The organism is Terrabacter sp. Root85 (assembly GCF_001429185.1).
Taxonomy (GTDB): domain Bacteria; phylum Actinomycetota; class Actinomycetes; order Actinomycetales; family Dermatophilaceae; genus Terrabacter.
The window spans coordinates 69,170-96,068 of record NZ_LMIW01000001.1; the positions used below are offsets into that span (position 1 = coordinate 69,170).

Consider the following 26,899-nt stretch of genomic DNA (forward strand, 5'->3'; position numbering starts at 1 on the left):
CGCTTCAGGGCGACGGGGTGCCGAATCGGCCCGGCACGTCACAGTAGGGTGACGAACATGAGCACCCAGAAGGTCGCCGCGTGGTCGCACGCCGAGGAGTTCGTCACCCCGAGCGAGCACGTCGAGGAGGCGACCCACCGCGGTGAGGAGCTCGGTGCGCCGGCCGTCGGCAACGGCGTCGGCGCCGTGCTCCAGATGCTCGCGGCCGCGACCGAGGCCAAGGCCGTCATGGAGATCGGGACCGGCGCGGGCGCCTCGGGTCTCTGGCTGCTCGGCGGCATGCCCGCCGACGGCATCCTCACGACCATCGACCTCGAGACCGAGCACCAGCGGGCCGCGCGCGACGCCTTCGCGGCTGCCGGCATCGCCCACCAGCGCACCCGCTGCATCGCCGGTCGTGCTCTCGAGGTGCTCCCCCGGATGACCGACGGCGCCTACGACCTCGTCGTCGTCGACGCCGACAAGGAGGAGTACCCCGAGTACCTCGCGCAGGCCACCCGCCTGCTGCGGTCCGGCGGCACCCTCGTCATGACGTGGACCGACAAGGAGTCCGACCCCGCCAACCGGGACGCCGAGACGCGCACCCTCCGCGAGGTCGGCCGCGCGATCCGCGAGCACGACCAGTTCACCGTGTCGCTGCTGCCGGTCGGCGACGGTCTGCTCGTGGCCGTCAAGCGCTGAGCGCACGTATGCCGTCCCGCCGGCCGGACGGCATACGCCATCCTCCGCCCGGGGCGGGCATGCGAAACGGCCCCCGACCGTGAGGTCAGGGGCCGTCGAACCTGGATCAGGCGGAAGGGTCAGTTGACGCCGTCACAACCCTGGATCGCGTCACGCAGAGCTGCAGCCTCGTCGGGGGTCATCTCGACGACGAGACGCCCGCCGCCCTCAAGGGGCATCCGCAGCACGATGCCGCGGCCCTCCTTGACGACCTCGAGCGGGCCATCGCCGGTCCTCGGCTTCATTGCTGCCATGGTTCCCCTTCCCTAGGAATCCTCGGTCTTTGGCCCCATTATTCCGTGTCTCGTTTGCGAGACCTAATTGGGGATGTGACAGAGGGCACGTCCGGGCCCTCCGAGGCTCGTCACGCTTCCGCCCGGGGACGGATTGGGACAGAGTGGCGCCCATGACGCAGACGCCCGACTCCCCCTCCTCGCCCGCCACCGAGCCCCTGCTCGTCGAGGTCGCCGACGGCATCGCCTGGCTCCGGCTCAACCGCCCGGACGCCATGAACAGCCTCGACGACGCCCTCAAGGACGCCCTCGTCGCGGCCCTCCGCGAGGTCGGTGGGGACCCCGCCGTGCGGTGCGTCGTGCTCACGGGGACCGGGCGGGCCTTCTGCGTCGGGCAGGACCTCAAGGAGCACGTCCGCAGCCTCGGCGACCCGACGTCGACGCTCGAGACGACCGTGACCGACCACTACAACCCGATCGTCATCGCGCTCTCGACGATGAACAAGCCCGTCGTCGCGGCCCTCAACGGTGTGGCGGCCGGGGCGGGGATGAGCTTCGCGCTGGCGTGCGACTTCCGGGTCGCGTCGGAGCAGGCCGGGCTCAACACCTCGTTCGCGGGCATCGCGCTCTCGTGCGACTCCGGGGCCTCGTGGACGCTGCCCCGTCTCGTCGGGCCCGCCCGCGCCAAGGAGCTGCTGCTCCTGCCGCGCACGGTCTCGGCGGCAGAGGCGTTGGCGATGGGGCTCGTCACGAAGGTCGTGCCCGCCGACGAGCTCGAGGCGACGGTGACCGAGCTGGCCCGGACCCTCGCCGACGGCCCGACGCTGGCCTACGGCTCGATCCGGCGGGCCGTCGCCTACTCGGCGGGCGCCGACCTGCCCGCTGCCCTGGCCCACGAGGCCGAGCTCATGGCGTTGACGGGTGGCAGCAGCGACCACCGGGCCGCCGTCGACGCCTTCCTCGCCAAGGAGAAGCCCACCTACACCGGCACCTGACCGCCGGACCCGCTCGCGCGCGTCTCCCGATGAACCTGCCCATGGTGCTGCATCTGGTGTGGTGATCACCCCACCAGATGCACGATGATCAGCCGGACCACCACGCATGTCTGGCTCAGCCCGTCACCCCGAGGGGCACGGTGGCGCGGACGCTGGCGGTGACCGGGGCTCGCACACCGGTGCGCGCAGCCGCCTCGTGAGCCCGCTCGATGCGGCGCAACTGCGCCTCGGGGTCGCGCGCGAGTGCAGTCGGGGTGACGCCGACGACCACGACGCGCATCGTCGACAGATCGGATCCCTGCTCCACGGTGGCCTCCCAGTCGAGGCGGTCGGCATGGAATCGACGAGACTGCACCATCACGGCCAGGCCCACGTCGTCGAACCAGAGATCGGGCGAGGTCAAGGTCTCGCCGCCCGGACCGGTGAGGATCGGGTTAGCCATCGGCGGGGGCAGTCGGCGCGAGGTCCGGACCAGCGCGAGCAGGTCGCTCTCGGGCACCGACCACGCGCCCTCCGCGACCTCGGCGAGAATCCGCCGCAGCCGCGCGGAGCCACGACGGCCCCTGGCATCGACCCAGTGCTCCAGGTCGTCGAGCCGGACGAGACGGCGTTGGACCGCCTCGATGACGACACCACGCGCCGCTCGCTCATCAGGAGTCTCATGTGCTGCGTCGACGACGGCGCGGGCGAGGCATCCGAGGCGTAGCGGGCCGCGCTCGACAACGCGTTCGCCCAGCAGGGTCGTGCTCCGGACGTCGACCCACGAGATCCGCCTGGACCTGCGTGGTGCAGGCACGAGCACCCGGATCGGCATCGATATCGGGGCGCTCGTGATCCCGTGCAGCGAGGCGGCGGTGGATCCTGCGAGCCACGCTCCCTCGCCGCCCACGAGCTGCGCAGCGACGAGCCGCTGCCACACCGAAGGCAGGCCGGTCTGAAGCGCGTAGACGCCGGGCAGCAGGAGCCTCCAGTCCCGACCGACCCGCCAGCGCAGGGTCTCGCGCGTGACACCGGCTTCGAGGAGCTGACGCCGGGACACCACTCCGTGCTGCACCTCGGCCAGAGCAGTTGTCGCGTCGGTCAGGGTCATTCCGTCACCCTGCCCCGCTGAGGCGAGTGGCGCGCTTGCGGCGGGCGACGCTGTGGACGACGGGTCACGCTGGTCATGGGTGTGGAGGACCAGGCGTGACCCGCAGCATGGTCTGCGTGATGGTGGGGTGATCAGCACACTGATCGGCAGATCATCTGCCGGTCGAACCACCGAGAACGGCGGGGTCAGACCGGTGTCCGGTCACGGCGGGTAGTCGCTCGGGGGGACGAAGCGCCACAGGATGTCGGTCCAGTAGTACTGGCCCACGACGCTGAGGACGAGGAGCGGGACGAAGCGCCACAGCAGCCGCTTCCACGTGTTGCCGCGACGGTCGGCCCAGCCCGCCCCGAGCACGACGACGAGGAGCGGGAAGAGCGGGATGAGGTAGCGGAAGATGCTCGTGAAGGGGTCGAGCACCGCCGCGAGGTACGCCGGGTAGGCGAGCGTCCACGTGCGCAGGTCGGCGCCGAGGTTGCGGGCCCACGGTCCGGCCACCATGGCGATGGCGACGAGCGGCGCGACGACGAGCATCACCGGGCCCCACGTGTCGCCGAACGCATACTCCGACATCCCGACCCACGGCGTGAACGGCTCGACGGTGCCCGAGCCACGCCACGACGCCATCGTGTCGGTGTAGGCCGACGGCACGCCGGTGCGCCACCACGCGATGGCGGGCCACAGCAGCCCGGCGACACCGCAGCCGACGAGCGAGGCGAGCATCGCGGCATACGTCCCGCGACTGATCGGGCGCTCACGGCGCGCCCGCCAGCGCAGGAAGACCACGACGAGCGTCACGAGTCCCAGCGGCACGGCGATCGGTCTCGAGAGCCCGACGAGCAGGGCCACGGCCGTCGCGACGAGCCACCGCTCCTTGGCCAGCGCGTAGAGGTAGCCGACGAGCAGCAGCATGGCGAGCGACTCGGTGTAGGCCAGCTGCAGCGTCACCGACGCGGGAAAGCTCGCCCACAGGGCGACGACGAGGTATGCCGCCGGGTCGCCGATGCGCTCGCGCAGCAGCAGTCCCATGAGCACGGCCGCGCCGGCCCCGCAGAGGAGCGCGATCGTCGAGCCCACCGCCGGGAAGTCGAGCCCGGTCAGGGCCATGCCGGCGCGGGCCATGAACGGGAAGAGCGGGTAGAAGGCCCACGGGTTCTGCTGGACGGCCCCGCTCTCGCCGACCGGTAGCTCCGAGGGATACCCGTGCTGGGCGATCGTCTGGTACCACTGGCCGTCCCAGAGCGCCGTGAACGGGAAGTAGGACACGGGCACGTCGTCGCCGCCGGTCATGCCGGACGGGACCTGGTGCTGCATGACGAGCAGCAGGATCGTCGTCGTGACGACCCGGGCCAGCGCGTAGACCGCGAGCACCCAGGCGACGAAGACGCCGCGCGAACGCAGCGAGAGCACCTCGGTCATGTGGTGCGTTCGCGGCCGACCGTCGGATCGGACTGCTCGGCCGGCTCGGCCGGCTCGGCCTCCTCGGCAGCCTCAGCCGTGTCGGCCGGCTCGGGGGTCGGCTCGAGCCCCTCCGTCTCCGCCTCGGCGGGCTCGGCGGGCTCGGCGGGCTCGGCGAGGCCGGGCACGTGCTGGGCCGGCTCGGGAGCGAGCTCCGCCGGGGCGTCCCCGCGCAGCACGGCGATCTCCTCGTCCTTCTCGCGGAGCTCGCGCCTCAGCCGGTCGACGACCCCGTCGACCTGGCTCATCCGGTAGCCCCGGGCGCCCACGTCGAAGACGAGGTCGTCGAAGTCGGTGTCGCGGATCGGCTCGTCGGGCAGGGGCTCGTGGCTCAGGCTCGTCGTGTTGCGGCCGAGGCCACCACCGGCGAGCCCGAGAATGAGCGCGACGACGGAGCACAGGACGACGATCCCGACGAGGAGGATGAACCACTTCACGCGCGCGGCTCCTCGTACGTGCGGATCGCCTTGACGGCCTCGTCCGGGTCGTCGGTGACGATGAGCCGCTTGAGGTCGGCCGGACTGATCATGCCGTGGTCGAGCACCGTGTCGCCCAGCCAGTCGATGAGCCCCTGCCAGTACGCGACGCCCATGAGCACGATGGGGAACTCGGTGACCTTCTGCGTCTGCGCGAGCGTCAGCGCCTCGAAGAGCTCGTCGAGCGTGCCGAAGCCCCCCGGCAGCACGATGAAGCCGCGGGAGTACTTGAGGAACATGACCTTGCGGGCGAAGAAGTAGCGGAAGTTGATGCCGAGGTCGACGTACTCGTTGAGGCCCGTCTCGAAGGGCAGCTCGATGCCGAGCCCGACCGAGGTCCCCTTCGCCTCGAAGGCACCCTTGTTGGCCGCCTCCATGGCGCCCGGCCCACCGCCGGTGATGACGGCGTAGCCCGCTTCCGCCAGCAGGCGGCCCACCTCGACCCCGATGGCGTATGCCGGGTCCTCGGGTCGCGTGCGCGCCGAGCCGAACACCGCTGCCGCCGGCCCGAGCTCGGAGAGTGTGCCGAAACCCTCGACGAACTCGGACTGGATGCGCATGACGCGCCACGGGTCGGCGTGCAGCCACTCGTTGGGCTGGTGCGCCTCGAGCAGTCGCTGGTCGGTCGTCGTCACGGGCACCTTGTGACGGCGCAGCGTCACCGGACCGGTCTGGCGCCGGTCCTCGTGCGGGCTCCCCGAGGTGACGGGTGCAGGCTGGTGGTCGGTCACAGCGCCACCCTATGCGGAGAGGTCAGCCGAGCCAGCGCAGCAGGGCGGCCTCGGCCTCGACGTACTGCTCGACCGGGCAGCGCTCGTCGTCCATGTGCGCGAGGTTGGGGTCTCCGGGCCCGAAGTTGACGGCGGGGATGCCGAGCGCCGAGAAGCGCGCGACGTCGGTCCACCCCTCCTTCGGGTTGACGGGCACACCGAGCGCGTCGATGAACGCCTTGGCGGCCGGCAGCAGCAGACCCGGCCGCGCGCCGTCGGCCGCGTCGCCGAGCGTCACGTCGAAACCGTCGAACACCTGGCGCACGTGCGCGAAGGCCTCCTCGGTGTTCTTGTCGGGCGCGTAGCGGTAGTTGACGGTGACGGTGCACCGGTCGGGGATGACGTTGCCGGCGATCCCGCCGCTGATCCCGACGGCCTGGAGGGCCTCGTGGTAGTCGAGCCCGTCGACGGTGATGGTCTCGGCCTCGTAGGCGGTCAGCCGCGAGAGCACCGCGGCGGCGTCGTGGATGGCGTTGTGACCCTTCCACGGGCGGGCCGAGTGGGCGGCGACGCCCTTGGTGACGACCTCGGCGCGCAGGGTGCCCTTGCAGCCGCCCTCGATGGCGCCGTCGGTCGGCTCGAGCAGGACGGCGAAGTCGCCGGCGAGCAGCTCGGGCGAGGTGTCGGCGAGGCGGGCCAGACCGTTGTACTGCCCGTCGATCTCCTCGCACTCGTAGAAGAGGAAGGTCAGGTCGCGACTCGGGTCGGGCACCTGCGCCGCGATGCGGAGCATGACGCCGACACCGCCCTTCATGTCGACCGTGCCCCGGCCCCACAGCTCACCGTCGACGCGGCGCGTGGGCAGGTTGGGCACCGCGGTCAGCGGCACCGTGTCGATGTGTCCGGCCAGCACGACCCGCTCCGAGCGGCCGAGGGAGGTGCGGGCGACGACGGTGTTGCCGTCGCGGACGACCTCGAGGTGCGAGAGGGGCCGCAGGGCGGCCTCGATCGCGTCGGCGAGCGCCGCCTCGTCCTGGCTGACCGACTCGATGTCGCAGATCGCGGCCGTGAGGGTCGTGACGTCGGCGGACAGGTCGAGGGTGGCGGCGCGGGCCCCCGTGTCGGCGGGCACGGTGGTCGGGTCGACGGACGGCGAGGTGGACGGCATACGCGAAGGTTATCCGGAGGCCACCACGTCGCGGCGCCCGCGGGACCGTCCGACCGTCACCGTCCGGTGACCACGGTGCGGGTCCCCGTTTCACCGGTGCGGGCCGTCCCCATATCCTTGCGGCCATGTCGGAGCGCAACGCATGGGGACACGGACTGACGACGACCACGGACGACGGGCAGGTGCTCGACACGTGGTTCCCGCAGCCGGCGCTCGGGGAGCGCCCGGCCGGCGCGACCGTCCCCGAGGGCCTCGACGCCCTCGTCGGCACCGACGAGGCGCGCCGCGTGCGCACCGAGGTCCGGCTCGTCGAGATCGACCTCGACGCCCCCCCGGCCGACGCGCCGGACGCCTACCTGCGTCTGCACCTGCTGTCGCACTGCCTCGTCGAGCCCAACACCATCAACCTCGACGGCGTCTTCGGCGCCCTGCCCAACGTCGTCTGGACGAGCGCAGGCGCGTGCGCCGTCGACGGCTTCGAGCAGACGCGGATGCGGCTGCGGGCCCGGGGCCAGCACGTCGCCGTCTACGGCGTCGACAAGTTCCCGAGGATGACCGACTTCGTCGTGCCGCAGGGCGTGCGCATCGCCGACGCGGACCGGGTGCGCCTCGGCGCGCACCTCTCGGCGGGCACGACGGTCATGCACGAGGGCTTCTGCAACTTCAACGCCGGCACGCTCGGCACCTCGATGGTCGAGGGTCGCATCGTGCAGGGCGTCGTCGTCGGGGACGGGTCCGACATCGGCGCCGGCGCCTCGATCATGGGCACCCTGTCCGGTGGCGGGACGGAACGCGTCAGCATCGGCGAGCGTTGTCTCGTCGGAGCCAACGGCGGCATCGGCATCGCGCTCGGGGACGACTGCGTCGTCGAGGCCGGGCTCTACGTGACGGCGGGCACCAAGGTGACGCTGCCCGACGGCACCGTGGTCAAGGCCAAGGAGCTGTCGGGGTCGAGCAACATCCTGTTCATCCGCAACAGCGTGAGCGGTGCCGTCGAGGCCCGCGACCGCGCGGGGACGGGCATCACTCTCAACGCCGCCCTGCACGCCAACGACTGACCCAGACCGGACGCCACCGGTTCAGACCAGAGCCGGACCACCTGAGGACCCCATGCCGAAGAACCGACCGGGCCCGACCCTTGCCGACTCCCGGGGCCGCCCGCGCGCTCGTCGCCGCCCCCGCTGGGTGCCGATCCTGCTCGTGCTGGCGGTCGTCGGCACGGCCGGGTGGTTCGGCGCCCGCTTCCTCATCCAGAGCGTCGTCAACCCGCAGTGCACGATCAAGGCCGGCGGGATCACCGAGACCTTCGACCCCGACCAGACGGCCAACGCCGCGCTCATCGCGGCGCTGTCGATCAAGCGTGAGATGCCCCCGCGTGCGGCCACGATCGCGTTGACGACGGCGTTCCAGGAGTCGAAGATCCGCAACCTGCGCTACGGCGACCGCGACTCGCTCGGCCTCTTCCAGCAGCGGCCGAGCCAGGGCTGGGGCACGAAGGAGCAGATCCTCGACCCCGTCCACGCGACCAACGCGTTCTACGACGCCCTCGAGAAGTACCAGGGCTACGAGACCGCCGACATCACGAAGATCGCCCAGCGCGTCCAGAAGAGCGGCTTCCCCGAGGCCTACCGCGACCACGAGGGCCAGGGCCGGGTGCTCGCCTCGACCTTGACCGGGCACTCCCCCGCCGGCCTGACGTGCCGCCTCGACGCGGTGAAGACCAGCCTCACGCCGCAGCGCGTGGCTGCCGACCTGTCCGAGCAGATGGGCGTCACCTCGGTCCGACCCGGTGAGGGCGTGCTCACCGTGACGGCCCGCGACCGCACGACTGCCTGGGCCGTCGCGCAGTGGGCCGTGGCGCGCGCCGAGATCTACGGGGCGAGCAAGATCAGTGTCGGCGACCGCGTGTGGGACCGCTCGAAGGGCGACGAGGACTGGTCGTCCGGCTCCGACGGCACGACGGTCACGATCACCCTCGGCTGAGCCCGGCGGCATACGCCCCCGGGCGGGCACCCTGCTGGCTCCCGGGGACAGGTCGTGGTCAGCGGGACACCCGGTCGAGGTGCTGGAGCAGGTCGTGCGCGGCGAGCTCGACGTCCTTGTGCCGCCACTCGCTCGCGCGGTAGACGCAGGCGATGAGCGCCGTGCGGTGGACCCGCCGGAAGTCGCCGACGACGAAGGCGTAGCGCGCCTTGGTCCCGTCGTTCGCGCCCTCGGTCAGGCCGAGGTGCCACGCGGCGTAGTCGTCCCACGGGTGCCGCTCGAGGTAGGCGTTCTGCGCCTCTGCATCCGGCTGGACCTGGCCCCAGTCGCTGTCCAGAACGTACTGCCGCTTGTCGATGAGGTCGCGGCACCGGGCGACGGCCGCGTCGTTGACGAGGTACTTGGCCATCGCCCCATCATGCCGATGCCCCCGTCCCAGGAGGGGCGGGGGCATCGGGTGGATCTCGGGTGAGCCGACGGCTCAGGCGGGGTAGCTGCGCTGGGCCTCACCCGTGTAGATCTGGCGCGGACGGCCGATCTTCGTCTCGGGGTCGGTCATCATCTCGCGCCACTGGGCGATCCAGCCCGGGAGACGGCCGATGGCGAAGAGCACCGTGAACATCTTCGACTCGAAGCCCATGGCCTTGTAGATGAGGCCGGTGTAGAAGTCGACGTTCGGGTAGAGCTTGCGCTCGACGAAGTAGTCGTCGGCCAGCGCGATCTCCTCGAGCCCCTTGGCGATCTCGAGCAGCGGGTCGTTCTGGCCGAGCTTCTCGAGGATGTCGTCGGCGGCCTTCTTGATGATCGCGGCGCGCGGGTCGTAGTTCTTGTAGACCCGGTGCCCGAAGCCCATGAGGCGGACACCGTCCTCCTTGTTCTTGACCTTCTCCATGAACTTCTTCGGGTCGTCGCCCGACTCGTGGAGCTTGCCGAGCATCTCGAGGACCGCCTGGTTGGCGCCGCCGTGGAGCGGGCCGGACAGGGCGTGGATGCCGGCCGAGACCGAGTTGAAGAGGTTCGCGTGCGCCGAGCCGACGAGGCGCACCGTCGAGGTCGAGCAGTTCTGCTCGTGGTCGGCGTGCAGGATGAAGAGCAGGTCGAGGGCCTTGGCGACGGTCGGGTCGACCTCGTAGGGCTCGACGGGATAGCCGAACGTCATCCGCAGGAAGTTCTCGACGAACGACAGCGAGTTGTCGGGGTACATGTACGGCTGGCCGACGCTCTTCTTGTGCGCCATGGCCGCGATGGTCGGCAGCTTGGCGAGGAGGCGGACGGTCGAGATCTCGACCTGCTCCTGGTCGAAGGGGTCGAGGCTGTCCTGGTAGAACGTGCCGAGCGCCGAGACGGCCGAGCTGAGCACGGGCATCGGGTGCGCGTCGCGCGGGAAGCCGTTGAAGAACGCGCGGAGGTCCTCGTGCAGCATCGTGTGCCGGCGGATCGAGTCCTCGAAGCGGGTCAGCTCCTCAGGCGTGGGCAGCTCGCCGTAGATGAGCAGGTAGGAGACCTCGACGAACGTGGACTTCTCGGCCAGCTCGGCGATGGGGTACCCGCGGTAGCGCAGGATGCCCTCGTCGCCGTCGATGTAGGTGATCGCGCTCTTGCACGACGCGGTGTTGACGAAGCCGACGTCATAGGTGACGAGGCCGGCCTCCTTCAGCAGGGACCCCACCCCGAGCCCGTCGTTGCCCTCGACGGCGTCGACTCCCGGGAACGTGAGTTCCTTGTCTGCGACCTTGAGTGTCGCGTCCACTGCCTTCGTCACTGTTCCTCGCCTCCTGTAACTCCGGCCCAACGGCGCCGGACGTATCCGCGAGCGACGTTACCCCAGCGTCGGGTCCGCTGAGAAAACAGGTCCACCCCATACCACCGCACGAGGTCGGGCCGGAACGGGGGGCGAGACGGCCTCGGCGTCAGAGCCGGGAGCAGGCGGCGGCGATGCGTTCGTCGGTGGCCGTGAGCGCGATGCGCACGTGCTGGCTACCGGCCGCGCCGTAGAACGCGCCCGGGGCAACGAGGATGCCGCGGTCGGCGAGATCGGAAACCGTTGTCCAGCAGTCCTCTTCGCGGGTGGCCCAGAGGTAGAGCCCGGCCTCGGAGTGGTCGACGCGCAGCCCCGCTCGGGTGACGGCGGCGAGCAGCTGCTCGCGACGCCGGGCGTATGCCGTCCGCTGCGTCTGCACGTGGGTGTCGTCGCGCAGGGCGACCGCCATGGCGTGCTGGACGGGTGTGGGCATGATCATGCCGGCGTGCTTGCGCACCTCGAGGATCGCGCCGACGAGCGCGGGGTCCCCGGCGACGAACGCGGCGCGGTAGCCGGCGAGGTTGGACTGCTTGGACAGCGAGTAGACGGCGAGCAGGCCCTCGTGGGACCCGCCGCAGACGTCAGGGTGGAGGATGCTCGGCGTCGCGGTGCCGACGTGGCCCTCGCGCCAGTCGAGCTCGGCGTAGCACTCGTCACTGGCGACGACGACCCCGTGCCCACGCGCCCACTCGACGACCTTGCGCAGGTGCGGGACGCCCAGCACCTGGCCGTTGGGGTTGCCGGGGCTGTTGAGCCACAACAGCTTCGGCGTCGTGGCCGCCGTGAGCGGGCCGAGGCTCGTCAGCGACTGGGCGACGACGCCCGTCGCGCCGGCGATGCGCGCGCCGATGTCGTAGGTCGGGTAGGCGACCGCGGGGATCCCGACGACGTCACCGGCGCGCAGGCCGAGCAGGGTGGGCAGCCAGGCCACGAGCTCCTTGCTGCCGATGGTCGGCAGGACCGCGTCGACGGTGAGGCCCGGGACGCCGCGGCGACGCTCGAACCACTCGCAGATCGCGGCCCGCAGGTCGGCGGTGCCGACGGTCAGCGGGTAGCCCGGGGCGTCGGAGGCGTCCGCGAGCGCCCGGCGCACGACCTCGGGGGTGGGGTCGACCGGCGTGCCGACCGACAGGTCGACGATGCCCTCCGGATGCGCGACCGCTCGCGCCTTGTAGGGCGCGAGCGAGTCCCACGGGAAGTCCGGGAGGTCGAGCCCCCGCACGGACGCGCTGGGCGCGCCGGGCACGGTCACTCGTCGTGTTCCTGCGGCGGGAGCGCCTCGATGAGCGGGTGGTCCTTGTCGATGATGCCGAGCTTGGCGGCGCCACCGGGGCTGCCGAGGTCGTTGAAGAACTCGACGTTGGCGTTGTAGTAGTCGGCCCACTGCTCGGGGACGTCGTCCTCGTAGTAGATCGCCTCGACGGGGCACACGGGCTCGCAGGCGCCGCAGTCGACGCACTCGTCGGGGTGGATGTAGAGCGACCGCTTGCCCTCGTAGATGCAGTCGACCGGACACTCCTCGATGCAGGCACGGTCCTTGAGATCGACGCAAGGCTGGGCGATGACATAGGTCATGGGGAGCGGACCTCCTGCTGTGGAGCGTTCGGGAGCGGATGCTGCACGGCCTAGTATGCCGGACATGAACGGCGAGCCCACGCACGGCCCCACGGATGAGACCGACCCGGAGACGACGTCCTCGGAGGACACCACGAAGGGCTCGGAGGCGACCCCGCTCTCCCCCACCGCTGCCGCGGACACCACCGGCCACCGCCTCACCGCGGGCCTGACGATCGGCAGCAGGGTCGTCGTGCGCTACCGGCTCGCCGAGGGCGCCGAGGCGGCCGCCACCGACTTCGTCGGCGAGCTCGTCGCCCGCAACGACGACTTCCTCGTCGTCGACACGAAGACGGAGCGGGTGAAGCTGATCCGTGCGGACGTCGTCGCCGCCAAGGACGTGCCGCCGCCCGCCAGCCGCCCCGGCCGCGCGCACGAGCGCGTGTCGGCCGACGACCTCGAGAAGCTGATGGCCAAGGGCTGGCAGGCGCTCGACCGCGGCGGCATCGGCGACTGGGTGCTCCGCGCGTCCGACGGCTTCACGGGTCGGGCCAACTCGGCGCTCGTCGTAGGCGACCCGAGCCTGCCGGTCGACAAGGCGATCGACTTCGTCGAGAAGTGGTACGCCGAGCGCGACCGTCCGCCGATCTTCCAGGTCCACGGCGAGCGTGGGTTCGCCGTCGACGGGATCCCCGCTGCCGCAGCGCTGCTCGAGCGCGGCTATGCCATCGGCGGCGGCCGTGACGACTGGCAGCGGGTGCTCGTCATGACGGGCCTGTCCGCCGCGGTGCCGCCCCTCACCGAGGCGTCGGTCCCGGTCACCGCCGACGCGGAGCTCAAGCTCGACTGGCTCATGAGCTATGCCGAGCAGCGCACCGTCGTGCCGGGAGCGACCGAGGCGGTCCTCACGGGCAGCGACGGGCAGCTCTTCCTCTCGGTCACCGATCCCGAGTCGAAGCGGATCATCGCCTTGGCGCGCATGGCGATCCACCCCGGGTGGGCCGGCATCTTCGGGCTCTGGGTGCACCCCGACCACCGCCGCAAGGGCTTGGCCACGACCATCGTCTCGGCGATCGCCATGGTCGCCCGCGAGAACAACATGCCGGCGATCTACCTGCAGGTCTCGGCCGACAACGCCGACGGTGTCGCGTTCTGGGAGGGCTTGGGGTTCGGTGTGCACCACGAGTACACCTACCTCGCCCGTCCGACCGCCTGAGCACCGGGGCGCACCCGACGTAGCACGGTCGCAGTCCCGCCTCGGTCACGGCGGCGTGGCGGCGGAGTTCGTGCAGATGATGTGGTCCTCGGGCACGTAGTGGGTGCTGACCGGCTCGCTCCTGACGAGGGCGCTCGACCCGGGGCGGCGCCACTCGCGCGTCACGGTGACGTCGAAGCCAGGGTTGGGCTGCTGCGGGTAGCACTTCAGGCTGTCTGTGCGAATCGTCTTGGGGGGCACGACGTTTCGCCGCGGGCCCTTGACCGACGTGATGTCCCAGGTCTTCGTGCTCCACACCCGTCCGTGGACGAAGCCACCCTCGACCCAGGTCTGCAGGAGCATCCCGTAGGGGGTGTCGTTCTTCCACTTGTTGTCGATCGTCGGCCAGTAGACGGTGGCCTCACGGCCTTCCGGGTAGCGCGGGATGAAGAACGCGTGCGGGCTGAACGCGAGGAAGTCGACACCGGCGAAGTAGGCCAGGTTGTAGACGACGGTGGACACCTGGCTGATGCCGCCCCCGGTCCCGCGCGTCAGCCGGCCGTCGATGATGACGGTGCCGTCGGCATACCCCTTGTCCTCGGTGCGCTCGCCGAGGATCCCGTTGAGGCTGAAGGTGCCCCCGGGCGGCACGTAGATGCCGTTGATGCGCTTCGTCGCGACGACGAGGTTGTTGGTGCGCGTCGCGTCGTTTGTCGGGAAGTGCGAGCGGAAGTCGGCCACGAGGGTGCTGACGCCGGCCTGCTGGGCGTCCTCGGTGGTGAAGGGTGGCTGGGCGACCGCGGGCCGCACGTCCACCGTGCGCTCGGTGCCGGAGATGGCGGCGACGACCTGCCTGGCGACCGCGTCCTCGTCGAAGGTGAGCCCGTCGACGGAGGGCACGAGGCGGGGCTTGCCGTTGTTCGGCTCGAAGACCCAGCGGGCGCTGCTCGCCGTCCGGCTCGGCACCGTCACCTTGCCGGCGACGAGCCGGGCGAGGCCGGGCTCGTCGAAGCGCGGCGTGAGCCCGCCCGACCCGTCGGGCACGACCGAGACCATCGGGGCGTACTCGGCCGGGGAGAGCAGCACGCGCGTCGAGCCGGACACGAGCGTGAGCGGCCGGGACATCGCCGTGCTGCCGAACTGCGAGCCGACCTGCTGGACGACGTCCGCACTCACGGCGGGCGGCACCTGGCGCACCACTGCCGTGGCCTGGGTGGAGTCGGGGAAGGCGCGGCGCAGCGCGAGCTTCGTCGCGGCCACGTCGAGCGTGCTGCCCGGCGCCGGCATGTCGACGGAGACGGAGCCGTCGGGGAAGGTCACCTGGCCCTCCACGGGGGCGACGGCCAGTCCGGGTGCGAGCCGGTCGAGGTAGGCCGTGAGGGCCTCGTCGTCCGCGGCCGTGAGCAGCGGTGTCCGGACCGACCCGGTGAGCTTGTCCCACACGACCCGCGGGTCGAGCGTGAAGCCGGTGAGCCCCTCGAGGGAGCGCTCGGCGTCGACCGTGAGTCCGGCATCACGCGGCACGACCTCGATCGGCGCGGCACGGCCCGGCACGCTGAGCACGATGGGCGTGTCGAGCAGCGACCGCGAGCCCTTGTCGATGGCCGCCCGGGCGGACTCGGGCGTCATCCCACCGACCCGGATGTCACCCACCGACACGGATGCCGGGACGTGCTGCGAGGACCACACGCAGAGGCCGGCGTAGCCGCCGCCGAGGACGATCGTGGCCACGAGCAGGCGCAGCACCGTCGAGCGCCGCTCGCGGCGCGTGTCGTCGGACCAGTCGTGGGCCATCGGCTCTCCGGGCAGGGGACATCGTGTGGCACGAAGGTAACGCCGCGGCTGTCCGATTGCAGCGAAGCACCGCGAGGTGTCGGCTCCGTGACGAGATCGTTGCCGTCAGTCAGGCGAGCAGGCCGGCCTCGCCCGCCTGCACGGGGCCACCCACGGTCTGCCACGTGAGCGGGTCGACACGCCGGAAGCCCTCGCGGGCCGTCGTCCGCGCGGCGACGAGGTTGGACAGGGCGTACACGTCCGCGCTCGCGACGATGACCTGGGTCGCGTGCTCGCGCAACGCGTCGCTCTGGACCGTGCGGGCGGCCTCGTCGACCACGGCGTGCGTGACGCGGTCGTCGTCGACGACCGACGGCGGGAACGCGTCCTCGGCCGCGGGCACGACGAGCCGCGGCGGCGCAGGCGGCTCCGGGCCGAGGTCCTGACGGCTCCACCACGCGCTGGTGTCGAGCAGGTCGGGGTCGGCGGCGGCCAGCCACGCGCGGTCCTCGCGCGCCCAGCCGAGCGGCGTGAGGATCTCGTACACGCGCGTCGGCCGGTGCGCGGCGTCGAGGAGCTCGAGGGCGCGCCGCGTGACCCGGTGGGTCTGGACGTGGTCGGGGTGGCCGTAGCCGCCGTGCTCGTCGTAGGTGACGACGACGTCGGGGCGCAGGTCGCGCACGAGCTCGGCGACGAGACCGCCGGCCACGTCGAGGTCCGCCGCCGCGAAGGCCTCGGGGCGAGCCGCAGCCGGGGAGCCGACCATGCCGGAGTCCCGGTAGCGCGAGAGCCGCCCGGCCGCCTCGTCGGCCCCGAGCACGTGCACGACGGCCCCGATCCGGTCGAGGGCGCGGGTCAGCTCACCGTGGCGGTACGGTCCGAGCCGGTCGTCGGGGTCACCCTCGAGCTCGGCGAGCCCCGGGGGGATGACCTCGCCCTCCTCACCCAGGGTGCACGTCAGCACGTGCACCTCGTCGCCACGGGCGACGTGGTGGGCCATCGCGATGCCGCACGTCAGGGTCTCGTCGTCGGGGTGGGCGTGGACGAAGAGCAGGCGGGGCACGGTGGTCCTCTCGAAGCGTCGGGGAGCGTCGGGCGCTCGGTGCGTCAGCGCACGGACACGGTGGCGAGGTCGACGATGCCGCCGACGCTGTGGTCCTCGTAGGTCTTGACGCCCGCTCCGTGCAGGTAGAGGGCCTTCGTCGCCGACAGCGCGATGTAGCCGCCCTCGTCGCGGATCGACCGGTCGGCCTGCTCCCACACCCTGGACCGGGCGGCGGGGTCGGCCGTGGCGTCGGCCTTGTCGATGAGCGCGTTGACGGCGTCGTTGCTGAAGTAGCCGACGTCCTGGCCGGGACCCGACGAGTCGATGTTGATGCGGGGGTCGAAGAGCGCCGGCAGCACCCCTCCGGCGGACGGCCAGTCGGGGGTCCACACCCCACGGAAGACGTCGTAGGAGTCGACCGACGTCGGCTTCTCGATCGTCTCGTAGTACTCCTCGGGCGGCACGCCCGTGAGCTCGACCTTGAAGCCCGCGCGCTCCCACCCGGCGGCGAGGGCGGCATACGCCTTGTCGCCGAGCACCGAGCGGGCGTAGACGACGCGCAGCGGGACGGGGAGGGTGACGCCGGACTTCTGGAGCAGCTTCCGGGCGCCTTCGGGGTCGCCCTCGACGCCGAGGCCGGGCGCCGGCGACACGGACTCGGGGTCGACCGTCGGCGACAGGACCGACCACGTCGGCGTGCCCGCCCCCTCACCCCCGGTCGCGGTGACGTAGGTCGCGCGGTTCGTCGACAGGGACAGCGCCTTGCGCACCGCCGGGTCGGACATGACCTTGCTGCGCATGTTGACGGCGAGGTAGTCGACGTTGCCCGTGTAGGGGAAGGTGAGCCGCGTCTGGAGGTCGGTGCCGGCCTGGTTGCGCAGGGTCGGGCTCGCCTGGACCCACGACACGGCGTACGCGTCGTCGTCCTGCTGGTTGAGCAGCCGCTGGATGACCGTCGACTCCCCCAGCCCGGACGTCACGTGGATCTCGTCGGGGTAGGCGTGCCGGATCGGGTCGGTGCGGGCGTCCCAGTGCTCGTTGCGCACGAAGGTGCCGCCCTTGCCGACGACCCACGGCTCCTTGAGTCGGTAGGGTCCGCTCGACATGACGGCATACGTCGCCTTGTCGCTCGTGGTGTCGGCCGCGACCTTGCGCGGCGCGAACTCGGGCAGCGCCACGATGTGCGCGAAGTCGGGCTCGGCGTCGCGCAGCCGGAAGGTGATGGTGCGGCCCTTGCACGACACGGCGCGGTCGAAGTCGGACTGGTGGGCCGTGTCGGACGGCCCGGCGTAGACGGGCTTCTCGAGACCCTCGGGCGTCACCTTCGTCGGCATCGCGAGCAGGTAGCTCGCGTAGTTGGTGCCGCCGACGTGCGTGCGCCGGTCGAAGGTGCGGGCGACGCCGTGGCGCACGTCGTCGCACGTGATCGGCGAGCCGTCCTGCCAGGCCAGCCCCTCGCGCAGGGTGAAGGACCACGTGCGTGCGCCGTCGCCCGGGGTGCCGGTGTCGGTGGCGAGGTCGGCCTCGACGTCTCGCTGGTGCTCACCCGTGCCGTATGCCGTGAGGCCGCGGGCGAAGGTGCGCTGGGCGAAGAACGCCTCGGGCCCGACGTACATCAGCTGCGGGTCCCAGGTCGCGATGGTGCCCGAGACGAGGACCTGCAGCGTGCCGCCCGGCTGGGGCTGCCCCGTCGCGGCCGACGGGGCGGCGCCCAACGCCTCCTGGGTGCTCGTCGGGTCGCTCGACCCGGTGCACGCCGCGGCGCCCGCTGCCAGGACGGCAGCGACGACCGCGACGGCCGACGACCTCCTCAGCCCGCGCACCACGTTGCGCACGGCTCGGTCAGCCCTCGGCCTTCGCCGCCGAACGCGCCCGTGACGCGGTTCGGGCGCGCTCGCCGGCGTCGAGGACGACCTTGCGGATGCGGACCGACTCGGGCGTGACCTCGACGCACTCGTCCTCGCGGCAGAACTCGAGGCTCTGCTCGAGGCTCAGCTTGCGCGGCGGGACGATCTTCTCGAAGTTGTCCGAGGAGGAGGCGCGCACGTTGGTGAGCTTCTTCTCCTTGGTGATGTTGACGTCCATGTCGTCGGCGCGGGAGTTCTCGCCGACGATCATGCCCTCGTAGACCTCCGTCGTCGGGTCGACGAAGAGCGTGCCGCGCTCCTGGAGGTTGACCATGGCGTAGGAGGTGACGACGCCCTTGCGGTCGGAGACCAGCGAGCCGCTCGTGCGGGTCGTGATGGCGCCGAACCACGGCTCGTAGTCCTCGAAGACGTGGTGGGCGATGCCCGTGCCGCGCGTCTCGGTGAGGAACTCGGTGCGGAAGCCGATGAGGCCACGGCTGGGCACGAGGAACTCCATGCGGATCCAGCCGGTGCCGTGGTTGGTCATCTGCTCCATGCGGCCCTTGCGGGCGGCCATGATCTGCGTGATGGCGCCGAGGAACTCCTCGGGGGTGTCGATGGTGAGGCGCTCGACGGGCTCGTGGACCTTCCCGTCGACCTCGCGGGTGACAACCTGCGGCTTGCCGACGGTCAGCTCGTAGCCCTCGCGACGCATCTGCTCGACGAGGATGGCGAGCGCGAGCTCACCACGGCCCTGGACCTCCCAGGCGTCCGGACGCTCGGTGTTGAGGATGCGCAGCGACACGTTGCCGATGAGCTCCTTGTCGAGGCGGTCCTTGACCATGCGGGCCGTGACCTTCGAGCCGCGGACCTGGCCGACCATCGGGCTCGTGTTGGTGCCGATGGTCATCGAGATCGCCGGCTCGTCGACCGTGATGAGGGGCAGCGGGATGGGGTTCTCGGGGTCGGCGAGCGTCTCGCCGATGGTGATCTCGGGGATGCCGGCGACGGCGATGATGTCGCCGGGGCCCGCCTCCTCGGCGGGCTTGCGCTCGAGCGCCTCGGTCATGAGCAGCTCGGTGATCTTGACGCGCTGCTGCGAGCCGTCGTGGCGGCACCACATGACCTGCTGGCCCTTCTTGATCGTGCCGTTGAAGACACGGAGCAGGGCGAGGCGGCCGAGGAAGTTGGAGGCGTCGAGGTTGGTGACGTGCGCCTGCAGGGGCGCCTCGTCGTCGTACGTCGGCGCGGGGATCGTCTGGAGGATCGTCTCGAAGAGGGCCTCGAGGTCCTCGCCCTCCGGCAGGCCACCGTTGTCGGGGCGCTCGAGCGAGGCGCGGCCGGCCTTGGCCGACGCGTAGACGATCGGGAAGTCGATCTGCTCCTCCGTCGCGTCGAGGTCGAGGAAGAGCTCGTAGGCCTCGTCGACGACCTCCGCGATGCGCGAGTCCGGACGGTCGACCTTGTTGATGCACAGGATGACCGGCATCTTCGCGGCGAGCGCCTTGCGCAGCACGAAGCGGGTCTGGGGCAGCGGGCCCTCGGACGCGTCGACGAGCAGGACGACACCGTCGACCATCGACAGGCCGCGCTCGACCTCACCACCGAAGTCGGCGTGGCCGGGGGTGTCGATGATGTTGATCGTGACGCCGTCGGTCAGGCCGCGGTCCTGGGCGGCCTTGCCCGTGTAGTGCACCGCGGTGTTCTTCGCGAGGATCGTGATGCCCTTCTCGCGCTCGAGGTCGCCGGAGTCCATCGCGCGCTCGTCGACGTGCTGGTGCTCGCCGAACGCGCCGGACTGCCAGAGCATCTTGTCGACGAGGGTGGTCTTGCCGTGGTCGACGTGGGCGACGATGGCGACGTTGCGGATGTCCGCGCGGGTCTTCATGGGCATGAGGGACAGTCTCTCAGGGTTTCGAGGGTGGTTCGGACCACGGCGTCGTGGGTGGTTCTCGTGTGGTTCAGGAGGCGCTTCGGGCGTCCGGGTCGGATGCGGGCGGGCGCAGCAGCTGCTCGAGCTGCTCGACGATGGGCAGGTCGGCGGGGAGCCACCCGACGGCACGGAGGTCGTCCCGGTCGAGCCAGCGCAGCTCATCGTGGTCCTCCAGGGGCTCGGGCGTGCCCTCGACGACCTCGGCGAACCACACCAGCATCTCGTACCGATCGCCCAGCGGCCACGTGGAGCCCGGCTTCGGACCGGGCACGTGCGCGCCGAGGCGAACGCGGACGCCGAGCTCCTCGAGCAGCTCGCGGTGCAGGGCCGACAGCGGGGACTCGCCCTCGTCGACCTTGCCGCCGGGCAGCTCCCAGCCGCCGGCGAGCGCCGACGGCTCCGTGCGGCGGGCCGACAGCAGTCGGGTCGGTCGCTCCAGGTCGTCGACGACGGCGGCCCCGACGACGAGGCGTACCGGGTGCTGGACGGGGTCTGGACTGCTCATGGCGCCACCGATGGTGCCACAGCACGAGGTCCAGGACGACCGGGCGAGCATGGTGGGGCGTTTACTGGTGACATGACACGACGGCTCACCGACGAGGAGATCGAGCGCCAGCTGGGCGACCTGCCCGACTGGACGCGTGACGACGACACGATCCGGGCTTCTTTCGAGGCGCCGGACTTCCTGACCGGCATCGCCCTCGTGCAGGAGGTCGCGTCCGCCGCGGAGACGATGGACCACCATCCCGACATCGACATCCGTTGGCGCACCGTCGCCTTCGCGCTGTCGACCCACTCCGAGGGCGGCCTGACCCAGCTCGACGTCGAGCTCGCGCACCAGATCAGCCAGGAGGCCACCCGCCGGGGCGCCGCCGCGACGGGCTGAGCCGTGCCGGCTCAGCCGAGGACCTCTGGGAGTCGCCTGAGGATGGCCCGGGTCCGGTCCGGACGTCGCCGGGTGGGCGGGTCGCGCCCGTAACTTAGGATTGCCTCATGCGATCCCACTCACGCTCCGACTCGCGTGCCGAGTCCCGGGAGGGCCATAGTCCCTGGCCGGACCCGATCCGGCCGCCCCAGACGCACCGCTCGCTCACCCGGGTGGTGAACGCATGAGCACCGCCCTCGGCATCTGCCTGGGCATCGCACTGATCCTCGCCCTGACGGCGGCGACCGGCTACTTCGTGGCCCAGGAGTTCGCCTACGTCGCCGTCGACCGCAACGCCCTCAAGCAGCTCGCGGCGGAGGGTGACGCCCCCGCCGAACGCGCCCTGCGCGTCACGTCGCAGCTGTCGTTCACCTTGTCGGCCGCCCAGTTCGGCATCACCGTGACCGCCCTGCTCGTCGGCTACGTCTCCGAGCCACTCGTCGGCGCCGGCATCGCCGAGCTGCTCGACCCCTCGATGTCGTATGCCGCCCGGCTCAGCCTCTCGGTCACCGCCGTCCTCGTCTTCTCGACGGTCGTGCAGATGGTCTTCGGCGAGCTCGCGCCCAAGAACCTCGCCATCGCGCGGACCGTGCCCCTGGCCCGCTCCCTGAGCCGGTCGACGCTCGCCTACCTCACGGTGGCCGGGCCGATCGTGCGGCTCTTCGACCGTTCGTCGACGGCCCTGCTGCGCAAGGTCGGCATCGAGCCGGTCGAGCAGCTCGAGCAGGGCGCGACGGCCGAGGACCTCACCCGCATCATCGACGAGTCGCACGCGGGCGGCCTCCTCGACGACGACCTCTCCGACGTGCTCGAGGGCGGCCTGCGCTTCCGCGAGCTCGACGCTGGAGACGTCATGACGCCACGCGTTCGCGTCACGACGATCCACGCCGACGCCCCGGTCACGGCCCTCGTCGACCTGCTCGACACCGGCTGGTCACGCTTCCCGGTGACCGGCCGCGACGGTGACGACATCGTCGGGGTCGCCGGCATCGCCGAGGTGCTGGCCGTCGAGCCCGACCGGCGCGGCACCACGACGGTCGGCTCCGTCGTCTCCGACCCGACCGTCGTCCCGACGAGCGCTCCGCTGCCCCGCGTCCTCGAGCAGATCCGGGCCGACCACCGGCAGCTGGCCGTCGTCGTCGACGAGCACGGTGGCTTCGCCGGCATCGTCACCTTCGAGGACATCGCCGAGGAGGTCGTCGGCGAGATCCTCGACGAGGACGACACCCCGGAGCCCGGCATCGTCGAGACGGGCGCCGACACGTGGCTCGTCCCGGGCCACCTGCGCCTCGACGAGCTCGACACCGCGACCGAGCTGCGCCTCGCGAGCAGCGACGAGTACTCGACCATCAGCGGACTCATCCTCGAGGACCTGGGCCGCACGGCCGTCGTCGGCGACGAGGTCCACGTCGAGGCGCGCCGCGAGGTCGTGTCCGACGGTCACCACGGGTCCGAGGGCGACGGTGCCGACGCCCCCGCCGGTGACGTCCACGAGAACGCCGAGCCGTCCGGCGACCACGAGGCCCAGGGGCGCTCTGGCGACCCGCGTGAGCCCGACAGCGAGCACGACCGCGAGCACCGGCACCTGCCGGTCTCGGTCCGCCTCACCGTCGAGGCCGTCGAGCGACACGTCCCGTCGGCGGTGCGCGTCGAGGTGCTCGACCTCATGTCCGACCTCGAGGCCCCCGACATCGACACCGGCTCCGACCACGGGTCGGACGCTGCCGGCGGCGATGCGACCGACCGCACGGCCGGCTCACGGACGGAGGCCGGCCGATGACGACCGCCCTGCTCGTGTCCCTCCTGCTCCTCGTGCTCAACGCCTTCTTCGTCGCGGCGGAGTTCGCGCTCGTGGCCAGCAAGCGCCACCGGCTCGAGGACCTCGCCGAGCGCGGCAGCGTCGCGGCGCGGGCCGCCGTGCGCGGCAGCCGCGAGCTCTCGCTCATGCTCGCCGGCGCCCAGCTCGGCATCACGCTGTGCACCCTGGGGCTCGGCTCGCTGGCCAAGCCGGCCGTGGCGGAGCTGCTCACCCCGGTGTTCACCTTCGCGCGCGTCCCGGAGGCGGCGGCATACGTCGTCTCCGTCGTGCTGGCCGTCGGCATCGTCGTGTTCCTGCACATGGTCGTCGGTGAGATGGCCCCCAAGTCGTGGGCGATCGCCCACCCCGAGCGGTCAGCGGTGCTGCTGGCGTTGCCGTTCCGCGGTTTCGCCCGCGTGATGCGCCCGGCGCTCAGCCTGCTCAACGCCATGGCCAACGGCTGCCTGCGCCTCGTCGGCGTGACGCCGCAGGACGAGCTCGGCCAGGTCCACGGCCCCAAGGAGCTGCAGCTGCTCATCGCGAGCTCGAAGGACCACGGCATGCTCGCCGAGCCCGAGCACCGCGTCCTCGCCGGTGCCATCGACCTCGACACGACACCGGTCCGCGAGGTCCTCGTCCCCATCGAGCGGGCCGTCGGGGTCGACACGACCGCGACGTGCGCCGAGGCCGAGGCCGTGTCACGCGACACCGGCCGCTCGAGATTGGTCGTCCGAGAGGGCGACACGCCGGTGGGCATCGCCCACGTGCGCGACATCGTCCGCGCCGTTCCCGGCGCGCCCGTCACCACCGTCACGTCGCCGGCGGTCCACGTCGACGCCGGCCTCTCGCTGCTGGACACCGTGTCGGCGATGCGGGCGCAGCACGTCCAGCTCGTCCTCGTCGACGGCCCGTCGGGCCCGGCCGGCCTCGTGACGATGGAGGACCTCCTCGAGCGCGTCCTCGGTCAGTTCGACGACGAGACGGACGCGTAGGCGCGCGTCCGTCCCGACCGGGCCCGTACGCGTACGGCCGCGTGTGTCACGGGCGGCGCTGGGCCCCTGCTGGGAGTCCCCTCCGAGCCTCGGCGGTTGCGGGCGATCTTCCGGTCGTGCGGGCCAGGTCGCCGGAAGATCTCCTCCGAGTCACGATTCGGCCAAGTCGGTTGCTGACCGTGTAAAGCCGCTGAATGATGAAGCGCGCGGTCGTGGGGGCGGTAGGTTGCGGCTGCTACCCAGCATGTTGGAGGGCCGACCCGGTCTCCGGCACCGATCACGACCCGGAGGTGACGGCATCCATGAGCACTCCCCTTGACCTCGAGCCCGGCGCGACCTCGGCTGAGCCCGAGTCGGTCCTGCAGGGCGAGAAGCGCATCGAGGGCAGGTCGCTCGGCCAGATCGCCTGGACCCGTCTCAAGCGCGACAAGGTCGCGCTTGCCGGCGGCATCTTCGTCCTCTACCTCATCGTCGTCGCGATCGCGGCCCCGCTCGTCGTCGGCCTGCTCGGCCACCCGCCGAACGAGTTCCACCAGGACCTCATCGACCCCAACACCCAGATCCCGATCGGCCCCTACGGCGGCATGTCGTGGGACTTCCTCTACGGGCTCGAGCCGGTCAACGGACGCGACATCTTCAGCCGCGTCATCTACGGCTCCCAGGTGTCCCTGCTCATCGCCTTCCTCGCGACGCTGCTCTCGGTGGTCATCGGCACGGTCCTCGGCGTCGTCGCCGGCTTCTTCGGCGGCACCATCGACACCCTGATCAGCCGCACGATGGACGTCTTCCTCGCCTTCCCGCTGCTCGTCTTCGCGCTGGCCCTCGCCGGCGTCGTGCCCGACGAGGCGTTCGGCCTCAAGGGAGACGCGCTGCGCATCTCGGTCATCGTCTTCATCATCGGCTTCTTCAACTGGCCCTACATCGGCCGCATCGTGCGCGGCCAGACGCTGTCGCTGCGCGAGCGTGAGTTCGTCGACGCAGCGCGCAGCCTCGGGGCGCGCACGCCCTACATCCTCTTCAAGGAGCTGCTGCCCAACCTCCTGGCGCCGATCCTCGTCTACGCGACGCTGCTCATCCCGAGCAACATCCTCTTCGAGGCGGGCCTGTCGTTCCTCGGTGTCGGCGTCCAGCCGCCCACCGCCACGTGGGGCGGCATGCTCTCCGACGCCGCCCAGTGGTACCAGATCGACCCCTGGTTCATGCTCTGGCCCGGCCTCGCCATCTTCGTGACGGTGCTGGCCTTCAACCTCTTCGGGGACGGCCTGCGTGACGCCCTCGATCCGCGGTCTCGGTAACCCACCGCAGGCCGCATCCCGCAACACGAAGGAGCGCATCCACTCATGAGAAACACACGCGTGATGGTGGCCGCGACCGCGGCCGCCCTCGCCTTGGGTCTGTCCGCGTGCGCGGGCAGCACGACGCCGGGCACGACGCCCAGCGGCACGGCCGGCGGCGGCGGAGGTGGCACGACCCCTACCGCCAACGCCGCCCTGAGCGCGGTCTTCAACCCGTCCGACAAGAAGGGCGGAACGCTGCGTTTCGGCATCTCGAGCGACTGGGACTCCGTCGACCCGGGTGACACGTACTACGGCCTGTCGTGGGACTTCCTGCGCAACTACGCCCGCCAGCTCGTGTCGTTCAAGTCGGCGCCGGGCAAGGAGGGTGCGCAGCTCGTGCCCGATCTCGCCACCTCGCTCGGCAAGGCCAGCGACGGCAACAAGACGTGGACGTACACCCTTCGTGACGGCCTGAAGTACGAGGACGGCACGCCGATCACGAGCAAGGACATCAAGTACGGGGTCGCCCGCTCGCTCGACAAGGGAACGTTCCCCAACGGCCCGACGTACTTCAACGACTTCCTCGCCGACGTCCCCGAGGGCTACTCGGTCTACAAGGACAAGAACCTCGACAGCCTCAAGGCCATCGAGACGCCCGACGACAAGACGATCGTCTTCCACCTCAGCAAGCCCTTCGCCGGCTTCGACTACTTCGCCCAGCTGTCCAACACCTCCCCCGTGCCGCAGGCCAAGGACACTGGCTCGAAGTACAAGGAGCACGTCATCTCGAGCGGGCCGTACAAGTTCTCGGTCTACCAGACGGGCAAGCGCATCGAGCTCGTCCGCAACGACCAGTACGACCCCGCCACGGACCCTGACACGGGCCGCAAGGCGCTGCCGGACAAGATCACCGTCGAGATCGGCGTCAACGCCGCCGACCTCGACAACCGCCTCATGGCCGGTGACCTCGACATCGACCTGGCCGGCACCGGCGTGCAGGCTGCGGCGCAGGGCAAGATCCTCGCCGACCCGGCCCTCAAGGCCCACACCGACAACCCGACGACCGCGCGCGCGAACTACGCGCAGATCAACGGCGACGTCGCGCCGTTCGACAACATCGACTGCCGCAAGGCCGTCATCTTCGCGGCCGACAAGACGGGCTACCAGCGCGCCTACGGCGGCGACATCGGCGGCACCATCGCCACGGGTCTGCTGCCCCCGATCATCCCCGGCTTCCAGGAGATGGACCTCTACAACTCCAAGGCCAAGCCGACCGGAGACGTCGACTCCGCGAAGGCCGCACTCGCCAAGTGCGGTCAGCCGAACGGTTTCGAGACCAACATCTCCTACCGCCCGGAGCGCCCGAAGGAGAAGGCCGCCGCCGAGTCCATGCAGCAGTCGCTCGCCAAGATCGGCGTCAAGCTGACGCTCAAGCCGTACCCGGCCGGTGACTACTTCAAGCTCTACGCCGGCAAGCCGGACTTCGCCAAGGCCAACAAGCTCGGCCTCATGGTGATGAGCTGGGGTGCTGACTGGCCTGACGGCTTCGGGTTCCTGCAGCAGATCGTCGACAGCCGCGTCATCCGCCCCGCGGGCAACACCAACCTCGGCATCAAGCTCCCCGAGGTCGACAAGCTCATGGACCAGGCGCTCAACGAGGCCGACACGACCAAGCGTGAGGCGATCTGGGGCCAGATCGACAAGGTCGTCATGGAGAACGCCGAGGTCATCCCCGGCGTCTGGCCCAAGTCGCTGCTCTTCCGCCCGGACACCATCTCCAACGTGTTCGTCAACGACGGCTACTCCTACTACGACTACGCCTCGACGGGCGTCGCCAACCCGTGACCCACGGGCCCTTCCGAGGGCCTCCCGGTTCGAACCTTTTCATCGAAAGTAGGTGAAGGCGTGACGCGGCGACGAGTAGCCACG

General features: G+C 71.1%; 25 protein-coding genes. 10 read left to right on the forward strand and 15 right to left on the reverse strand.

Annotated elements, in window-relative coordinates:
* Positions 1-57 precede the first annotated feature (57 nt).
* Positions 58-681 carry an O-methyltransferase gene (locus ASE25_RS00300; protein ID WP_056772578.1) on the forward strand — a complete coding sequence of 208 codons (624 nt, stop codon included), beginning with the start codon at positions 58-60 and terminating at the stop codon, positions 679-681.
* A 119-nt stretch (positions 682-800) separates the two neighbouring features.
* Here ASE25_RS00300 and ASE25_RS22140 read toward each other — a convergent pair whose 3' ends face one another.
* Complete coding sequence (locus ASE25_RS22140; protein ID WP_013493416.1) at positions 801-974, reverse strand: DUF3117 domain-containing protein; 174 nt, start codon at positions 972-974, stop codon at positions 801-803.
* Positions 975-1,126: 152 nt separating this feature from the next.
* Between ASE25_RS22140 and ASE25_RS00305 the strand changes: the two genes are divergently transcribed.
* The gene (locus ASE25_RS00305) at positions 1,127-1,948 is read left to right on the forward strand and encodes an enoyl-CoA hydratase/isomerase family protein (protein WP_056821984.1); all 822 of its coding nucleotides are present in this window, start codon (positions 1,127-1,129) and stop codon (positions 1,946-1,948) included.
* Positions 1,949-2,063: 115 nt separating this feature from the next.
* Here ASE25_RS00305 and ASE25_RS00310 read toward each other — a convergent pair whose 3' ends face one another.
* The 5 genes from ASE25_RS00310 to dapE all read right to left on the reverse strand — a co-directional run bounded on the left by ASE25_RS00310 (position 2,064) and on the right by dapE (position 6,847).
* A complete protein-coding gene (locus ASE25_RS00310; protein ID WP_056821987.1) occupies positions 2,064-3,038 on the reverse strand; it encodes a hypothetical protein in 975 nt (324 codons plus the stop codon).
* 201 nt (positions 3,039-3,239) lie between these two features.
* Positions 3,240-4,454: a hypothetical protein gene (locus ASE25_RS00315; protein ID WP_056770882.1), complete on the reverse strand. Its 1,215-nt coding sequence runs from the start codon at positions 4,452-4,454 to the stop codon at positions 3,240-3,242.
* The gene (locus ASE25_RS00320; RefSeq protein ID WP_056821989.1) at positions 4,451-4,930 is read right to left on the reverse strand and encodes a hypothetical protein; all 480 of its coding nucleotides are present in this window, start codon (positions 4,928-4,930) and stop codon (positions 4,451-4,453) included. The genes ASE25_RS00315 and ASE25_RS00320 overlap by 4 nt, the downstream gene beginning before the upstream one ends.
* Positions 4,927-5,700, reverse strand: a complete 774-nt coding sequence (locus tag ASE25_RS00325; protein ID WP_056821991.1) for a TIGR00730 family Rossman fold protein — start codon at positions 5,698-5,700, stop codon at positions 4,927-4,929. The genes ASE25_RS00320 and ASE25_RS00325 overlap by 4 nt, the downstream gene beginning before the upstream one ends.
* A 22-nt stretch (positions 5,701-5,722) precedes the next feature.
* On the reverse strand, positions 5,723-6,847 hold the full coding sequence (gene dapE, locus ASE25_RS00330) for a succinyl-diaminopimelate desuccinylase (RefSeq protein ID WP_082622618.1): 1,125 nt from the start codon (positions 6,845-6,847) through the stop codon (positions 5,723-5,725).
* Between the two features lie 125 nt (positions 6,848-6,972).
* Here dapE and dapD point away from each other — a divergent pair, with 125 nt between their 5' ends.
* Together dapD and ASE25_RS00340 are read left to right on the forward strand one after the other, a co-directional pair.
* Entirely contained in the window at positions 6,973-7,905 is a 933-nt protein-coding gene (gene dapD / locus ASE25_RS00335) for a 2,3,4,5-tetrahydropyridine-2,6-dicarboxylate N-succinyltransferase (RefSeq protein ID WP_056770895.1), read from the forward strand.
* 52 nt (positions 7,906-7,957) lie between these two features.
* On the forward strand, positions 7,958-8,830 hold the full coding sequence (locus tag ASE25_RS00340; protein ID WP_235508480.1) for a hypothetical protein: 873 nt from the start codon (positions 7,958-7,960) through the stop codon (positions 8,828-8,830).
* 58 nt (positions 8,831-8,888) lie between these two features.
* Here ASE25_RS00340 and ASE25_RS00345 read toward each other — a convergent pair whose 3' ends face one another.
* From ASE25_RS00345 to fdxA, 4 genes are all read right to left on the reverse strand, one after another.
* Positions 8,889-9,239, reverse strand: coding sequence for a hypothetical protein (locus ASE25_RS00345; RefSeq protein ID WP_056821992.1), 351 nt, complete (start codon positions 9,237-9,239; stop codon positions 8,889-8,891).
* Between the two features lie 72 nt (positions 9,240-9,311).
* Complete coding sequence (locus tag ASE25_RS00350) at positions 9,312-10,592, reverse strand: citrate synthase (RefSeq protein ID WP_082622619.1); 1,281 nt, start codon at positions 10,590-10,592, stop codon at positions 9,312-9,314.
* 148 nt (positions 10,593-10,740) lie between these two features.
* Complete coding sequence (gene dapC, locus ASE25_RS00355) at positions 10,741-11,877, reverse strand: succinyldiaminopimelate transaminase (RefSeq protein ID WP_304437909.1); 1,137 nt, start codon at positions 11,875-11,877, stop codon at positions 10,741-10,743.
* 2 nt (positions 11,878-11,879) lie between these two features.
* The gene (fdxA, locus tag ASE25_RS00360; protein WP_056770903.1) at positions 11,880-12,206 is read right to left on the reverse strand and encodes a ferredoxin; all 327 of its coding nucleotides are present in this window, start codon (positions 12,204-12,206) and stop codon (positions 11,880-11,882) included.
* 64 nt (positions 12,207-12,270) lie between these two features.
* On the opposite strand from fdxA, the gene ASE25_RS00365 reads away from it, so the two are divergent.
* Positions 12,271-13,401 carry a GNAT family N-acetyltransferase gene (locus ASE25_RS00365; RefSeq protein ID WP_235508481.1) on the forward strand — a complete coding sequence of 377 codons (1,131 nt, stop codon included), beginning with the start codon at positions 12,271-12,273 and terminating at the stop codon, positions 13,399-13,401.
* Between the two features lie 45 nt (positions 13,402-13,446).
* Here ASE25_RS00365 and ASE25_RS00370 read toward each other — a convergent pair whose 3' ends face one another.
* The 5 genes from ASE25_RS00370 to ASE25_RS00390 all read right to left on the reverse strand — a co-directional run bounded on the left by ASE25_RS00370 (position 13,447) and on the right by ASE25_RS00390 (position 20,483).
* Positions 13,447-15,174 (reverse strand): VanW family protein, encoded by a 1,728-nt coding sequence (locus tag ASE25_RS00370; RefSeq protein ID WP_056822001.1) that lies wholly within the window; start codon positions 15,172-15,174, stop codon positions 13,447-13,449.
* 109 nt (positions 15,175-15,283) lie between these two features.
* Positions 15,284-16,216, reverse strand: a complete 933-nt coding sequence (mshB, locus tag ASE25_RS00375; RefSeq protein ID WP_056822002.1) for an N-acetyl-1-D-myo-inositol-2-amino-2-deoxy-alpha-D-glucopyranoside deacetylase — start codon at positions 16,214-16,216, stop codon at positions 15,284-15,286.
* A gap of 44 nt (positions 16,217-16,260) precedes the next feature.
* Positions 16,261-18,033 (reverse strand): ABC transporter substrate-binding protein, encoded by a 1,773-nt coding sequence (locus ASE25_RS00380; protein WP_056822004.1) that lies wholly within the window; start codon positions 18,031-18,033, stop codon positions 16,261-16,263.
* Between the two features lie 7 nt (positions 18,034-18,040).
* Complete coding sequence (gene typA / locus ASE25_RS00385) at positions 18,041-19,939, reverse strand: translational GTPase TypA (protein ID WP_056770920.1); 1,899 nt, start codon at positions 19,937-19,939, stop codon at positions 18,041-18,043.
* Positions 19,940-20,006: 67 nt separating this feature from the next.
* Entirely contained in the window at positions 20,007-20,483 is a 477-nt protein-coding gene (locus ASE25_RS00390; RefSeq protein ID WP_056772584.1) for a (deoxy)nucleoside triphosphate pyrophosphohydrolase, read from the reverse strand.
* A 72-nt stretch (positions 20,484-20,555) separates the two neighbouring features.
* On the opposite strand from ASE25_RS00390, the gene ASE25_RS00395 reads away from it, so the two are divergent.
* The 5 genes from ASE25_RS00395 to ASE25_RS00415 all read left to right on the forward strand — a co-directional run bounded on the left by ASE25_RS00395 (position 20,556) and on the right by ASE25_RS00415 (position 26,815).
* On the forward strand, positions 20,556-20,864 hold the full coding sequence (locus ASE25_RS00395) for a 4a-hydroxytetrahydrobiopterin dehydratase (RefSeq protein ID WP_056770921.1): 309 nt from the start codon (positions 20,556-20,558) through the stop codon (positions 20,862-20,864).
* A gap of 223 nt (positions 20,865-21,087) precedes the next feature.
* Positions 21,088-22,683 (forward strand): hemolysin family protein, encoded by a 1,596-nt coding sequence (locus ASE25_RS00400; RefSeq protein WP_056822006.1) that lies wholly within the window; start codon positions 21,088-21,090, stop codon positions 22,681-22,683.
* Entirely contained in the window at positions 22,680-23,693 is a 1,014-nt protein-coding gene (locus ASE25_RS00405) for a hemolysin family protein (RefSeq protein WP_056822007.1), read from the forward strand. Before ASE25_RS00400 ends, ASE25_RS00405 begins: the two co-directional genes overlap by 4 nt.
* 302 nt (positions 23,694-23,995) lie before the next feature.
* A complete protein-coding gene (locus tag ASE25_RS00410) occupies positions 23,996-24,988 on the forward strand; it encodes an ABC transporter permease (RefSeq protein ID WP_056772586.1) in 993 nt (330 codons plus the stop codon).
* Positions 24,989-25,033: 45 nt separating this feature from the next.
* Positions 25,034-26,815, forward strand: a complete 1,782-nt coding sequence (locus ASE25_RS00415; protein WP_056770929.1) for an ABC transporter substrate-binding protein — start codon at positions 25,034-25,036, stop codon at positions 26,813-26,815.
* Positions 26,816-26,899: the final 84 nt, after the last annotated feature.

Coding starts and splice junctions, on each gene's coding strand:
- ASE25_RS00300 (WP_056772578.1), top strand. CDS start 58: ATGAGCACCCAGAAGGTCGCCGCGTGGTCGCACGCCGAGGAGTTCGTC.
- ASE25_RS22140 (WP_013493416.1), bottom strand. CDS start 974: ATGGCAGCAATGAAGCCGAGGACCGGCGATGGCCCGCTCGAGGTCGTC.
- ASE25_RS00305 (WP_056821984.1), top strand. CDS start 1,127: ATGACGCAGACGCCCGACTCCCCCTCCTCGCCCGCCACCGAGCCCCTG.
- ASE25_RS00310 (WP_056821987.1), bottom strand. CDS start 3,038: ATGACCCTGACCGACGCGACAACTGCTCTGGCCGAGGTGCAGCACGGA.
- ASE25_RS00315 (WP_056770882.1), bottom strand. CDS start 4,454: ATGACCGAGGTGCTCTCGCTGCGTTCGCGCGGCGTCTTCGTCGCCTGG.
- dapE (WP_082622618.1), bottom strand. CDS start 6,847: ATGCCGTCCACCTCGCCGTCCGTCGACCCGACCACCGTGCCCGCCGAC.
- dapD (WP_056770895.1), top strand. CDS start 6,973: ATGTCGGAGCGCAACGCATGGGGACACGGACTGACGACGACCACGGAC.
- ASE25_RS00340 (WP_235508480.1), top strand. CDS start 7,958: ATGCCGAAGAACCGACCGGGCCCGACCCTTGCCGACTCCCGGGGCCGC.
- ASE25_RS00345 (WP_056821992.1), bottom strand. CDS start 9,239: ATGGCCAAGTACCTCGTCAACGACGCGGCCGTCGCCCGGTGCCGCGAC.
- fdxA (WP_056770903.1), bottom strand. CDS start 12,206: ATGACCTATGTCATCGCCCAGCCTTGCGTCGATCTCAAGGACCGTGCC.
- ASE25_RS00365 (WP_235508481.1), top strand. CDS start 12,271: ATGAACGGCGAGCCCACGCACGGCCCCACGGATGAGACCGACCCGGAG.
- ASE25_RS00370 (WP_056822001.1), bottom strand. CDS start 15,174: ATGGCCCACGACTGGTCCGACGACACGCGCCGCGAGCGGCGCTCGACG.
- typA (WP_056770920.1), bottom strand. CDS start 19,939: ATGCCCATGAAGACCCGCGCGGACATCCGCAACGTCGCCATCGTCGCC.
- ASE25_RS00390 (WP_056772584.1), bottom strand. CDS start 20,483: ATGAGCAGTCCAGACCCCGTCCAGCACCCGGTACGCCTCGTCGTCGGG.
- ASE25_RS00395 (WP_056770921.1), top strand. CDS start 20,556: ATGACACGACGGCTCACCGACGAGGAGATCGAGCGCCAGCTGGGCGAC.
- ASE25_RS00400 (WP_056822006.1), top strand. CDS start 21,088: ATGAGCACCGCCCTCGGCATCTGCCTGGGCATCGCACTGATCCTCGCC.
- ASE25_RS00405 (WP_056822007.1), top strand. CDS start 22,680: ATGACGACCGCCCTGCTCGTGTCCCTCCTGCTCCTCGTGCTCAACGCC.
- ASE25_RS00410 (WP_056772586.1), top strand. CDS start 23,996: ATGAGCACTCCCCTTGACCTCGAGCCCGGCGCGACCTCGGCTGAGCCC.
- ASE25_RS00415 (WP_056770929.1), top strand. CDS start 25,034: ATGAGAAACACACGCGTGATGGTGGCCGCGACCGCGGCCGCCCTCGCC.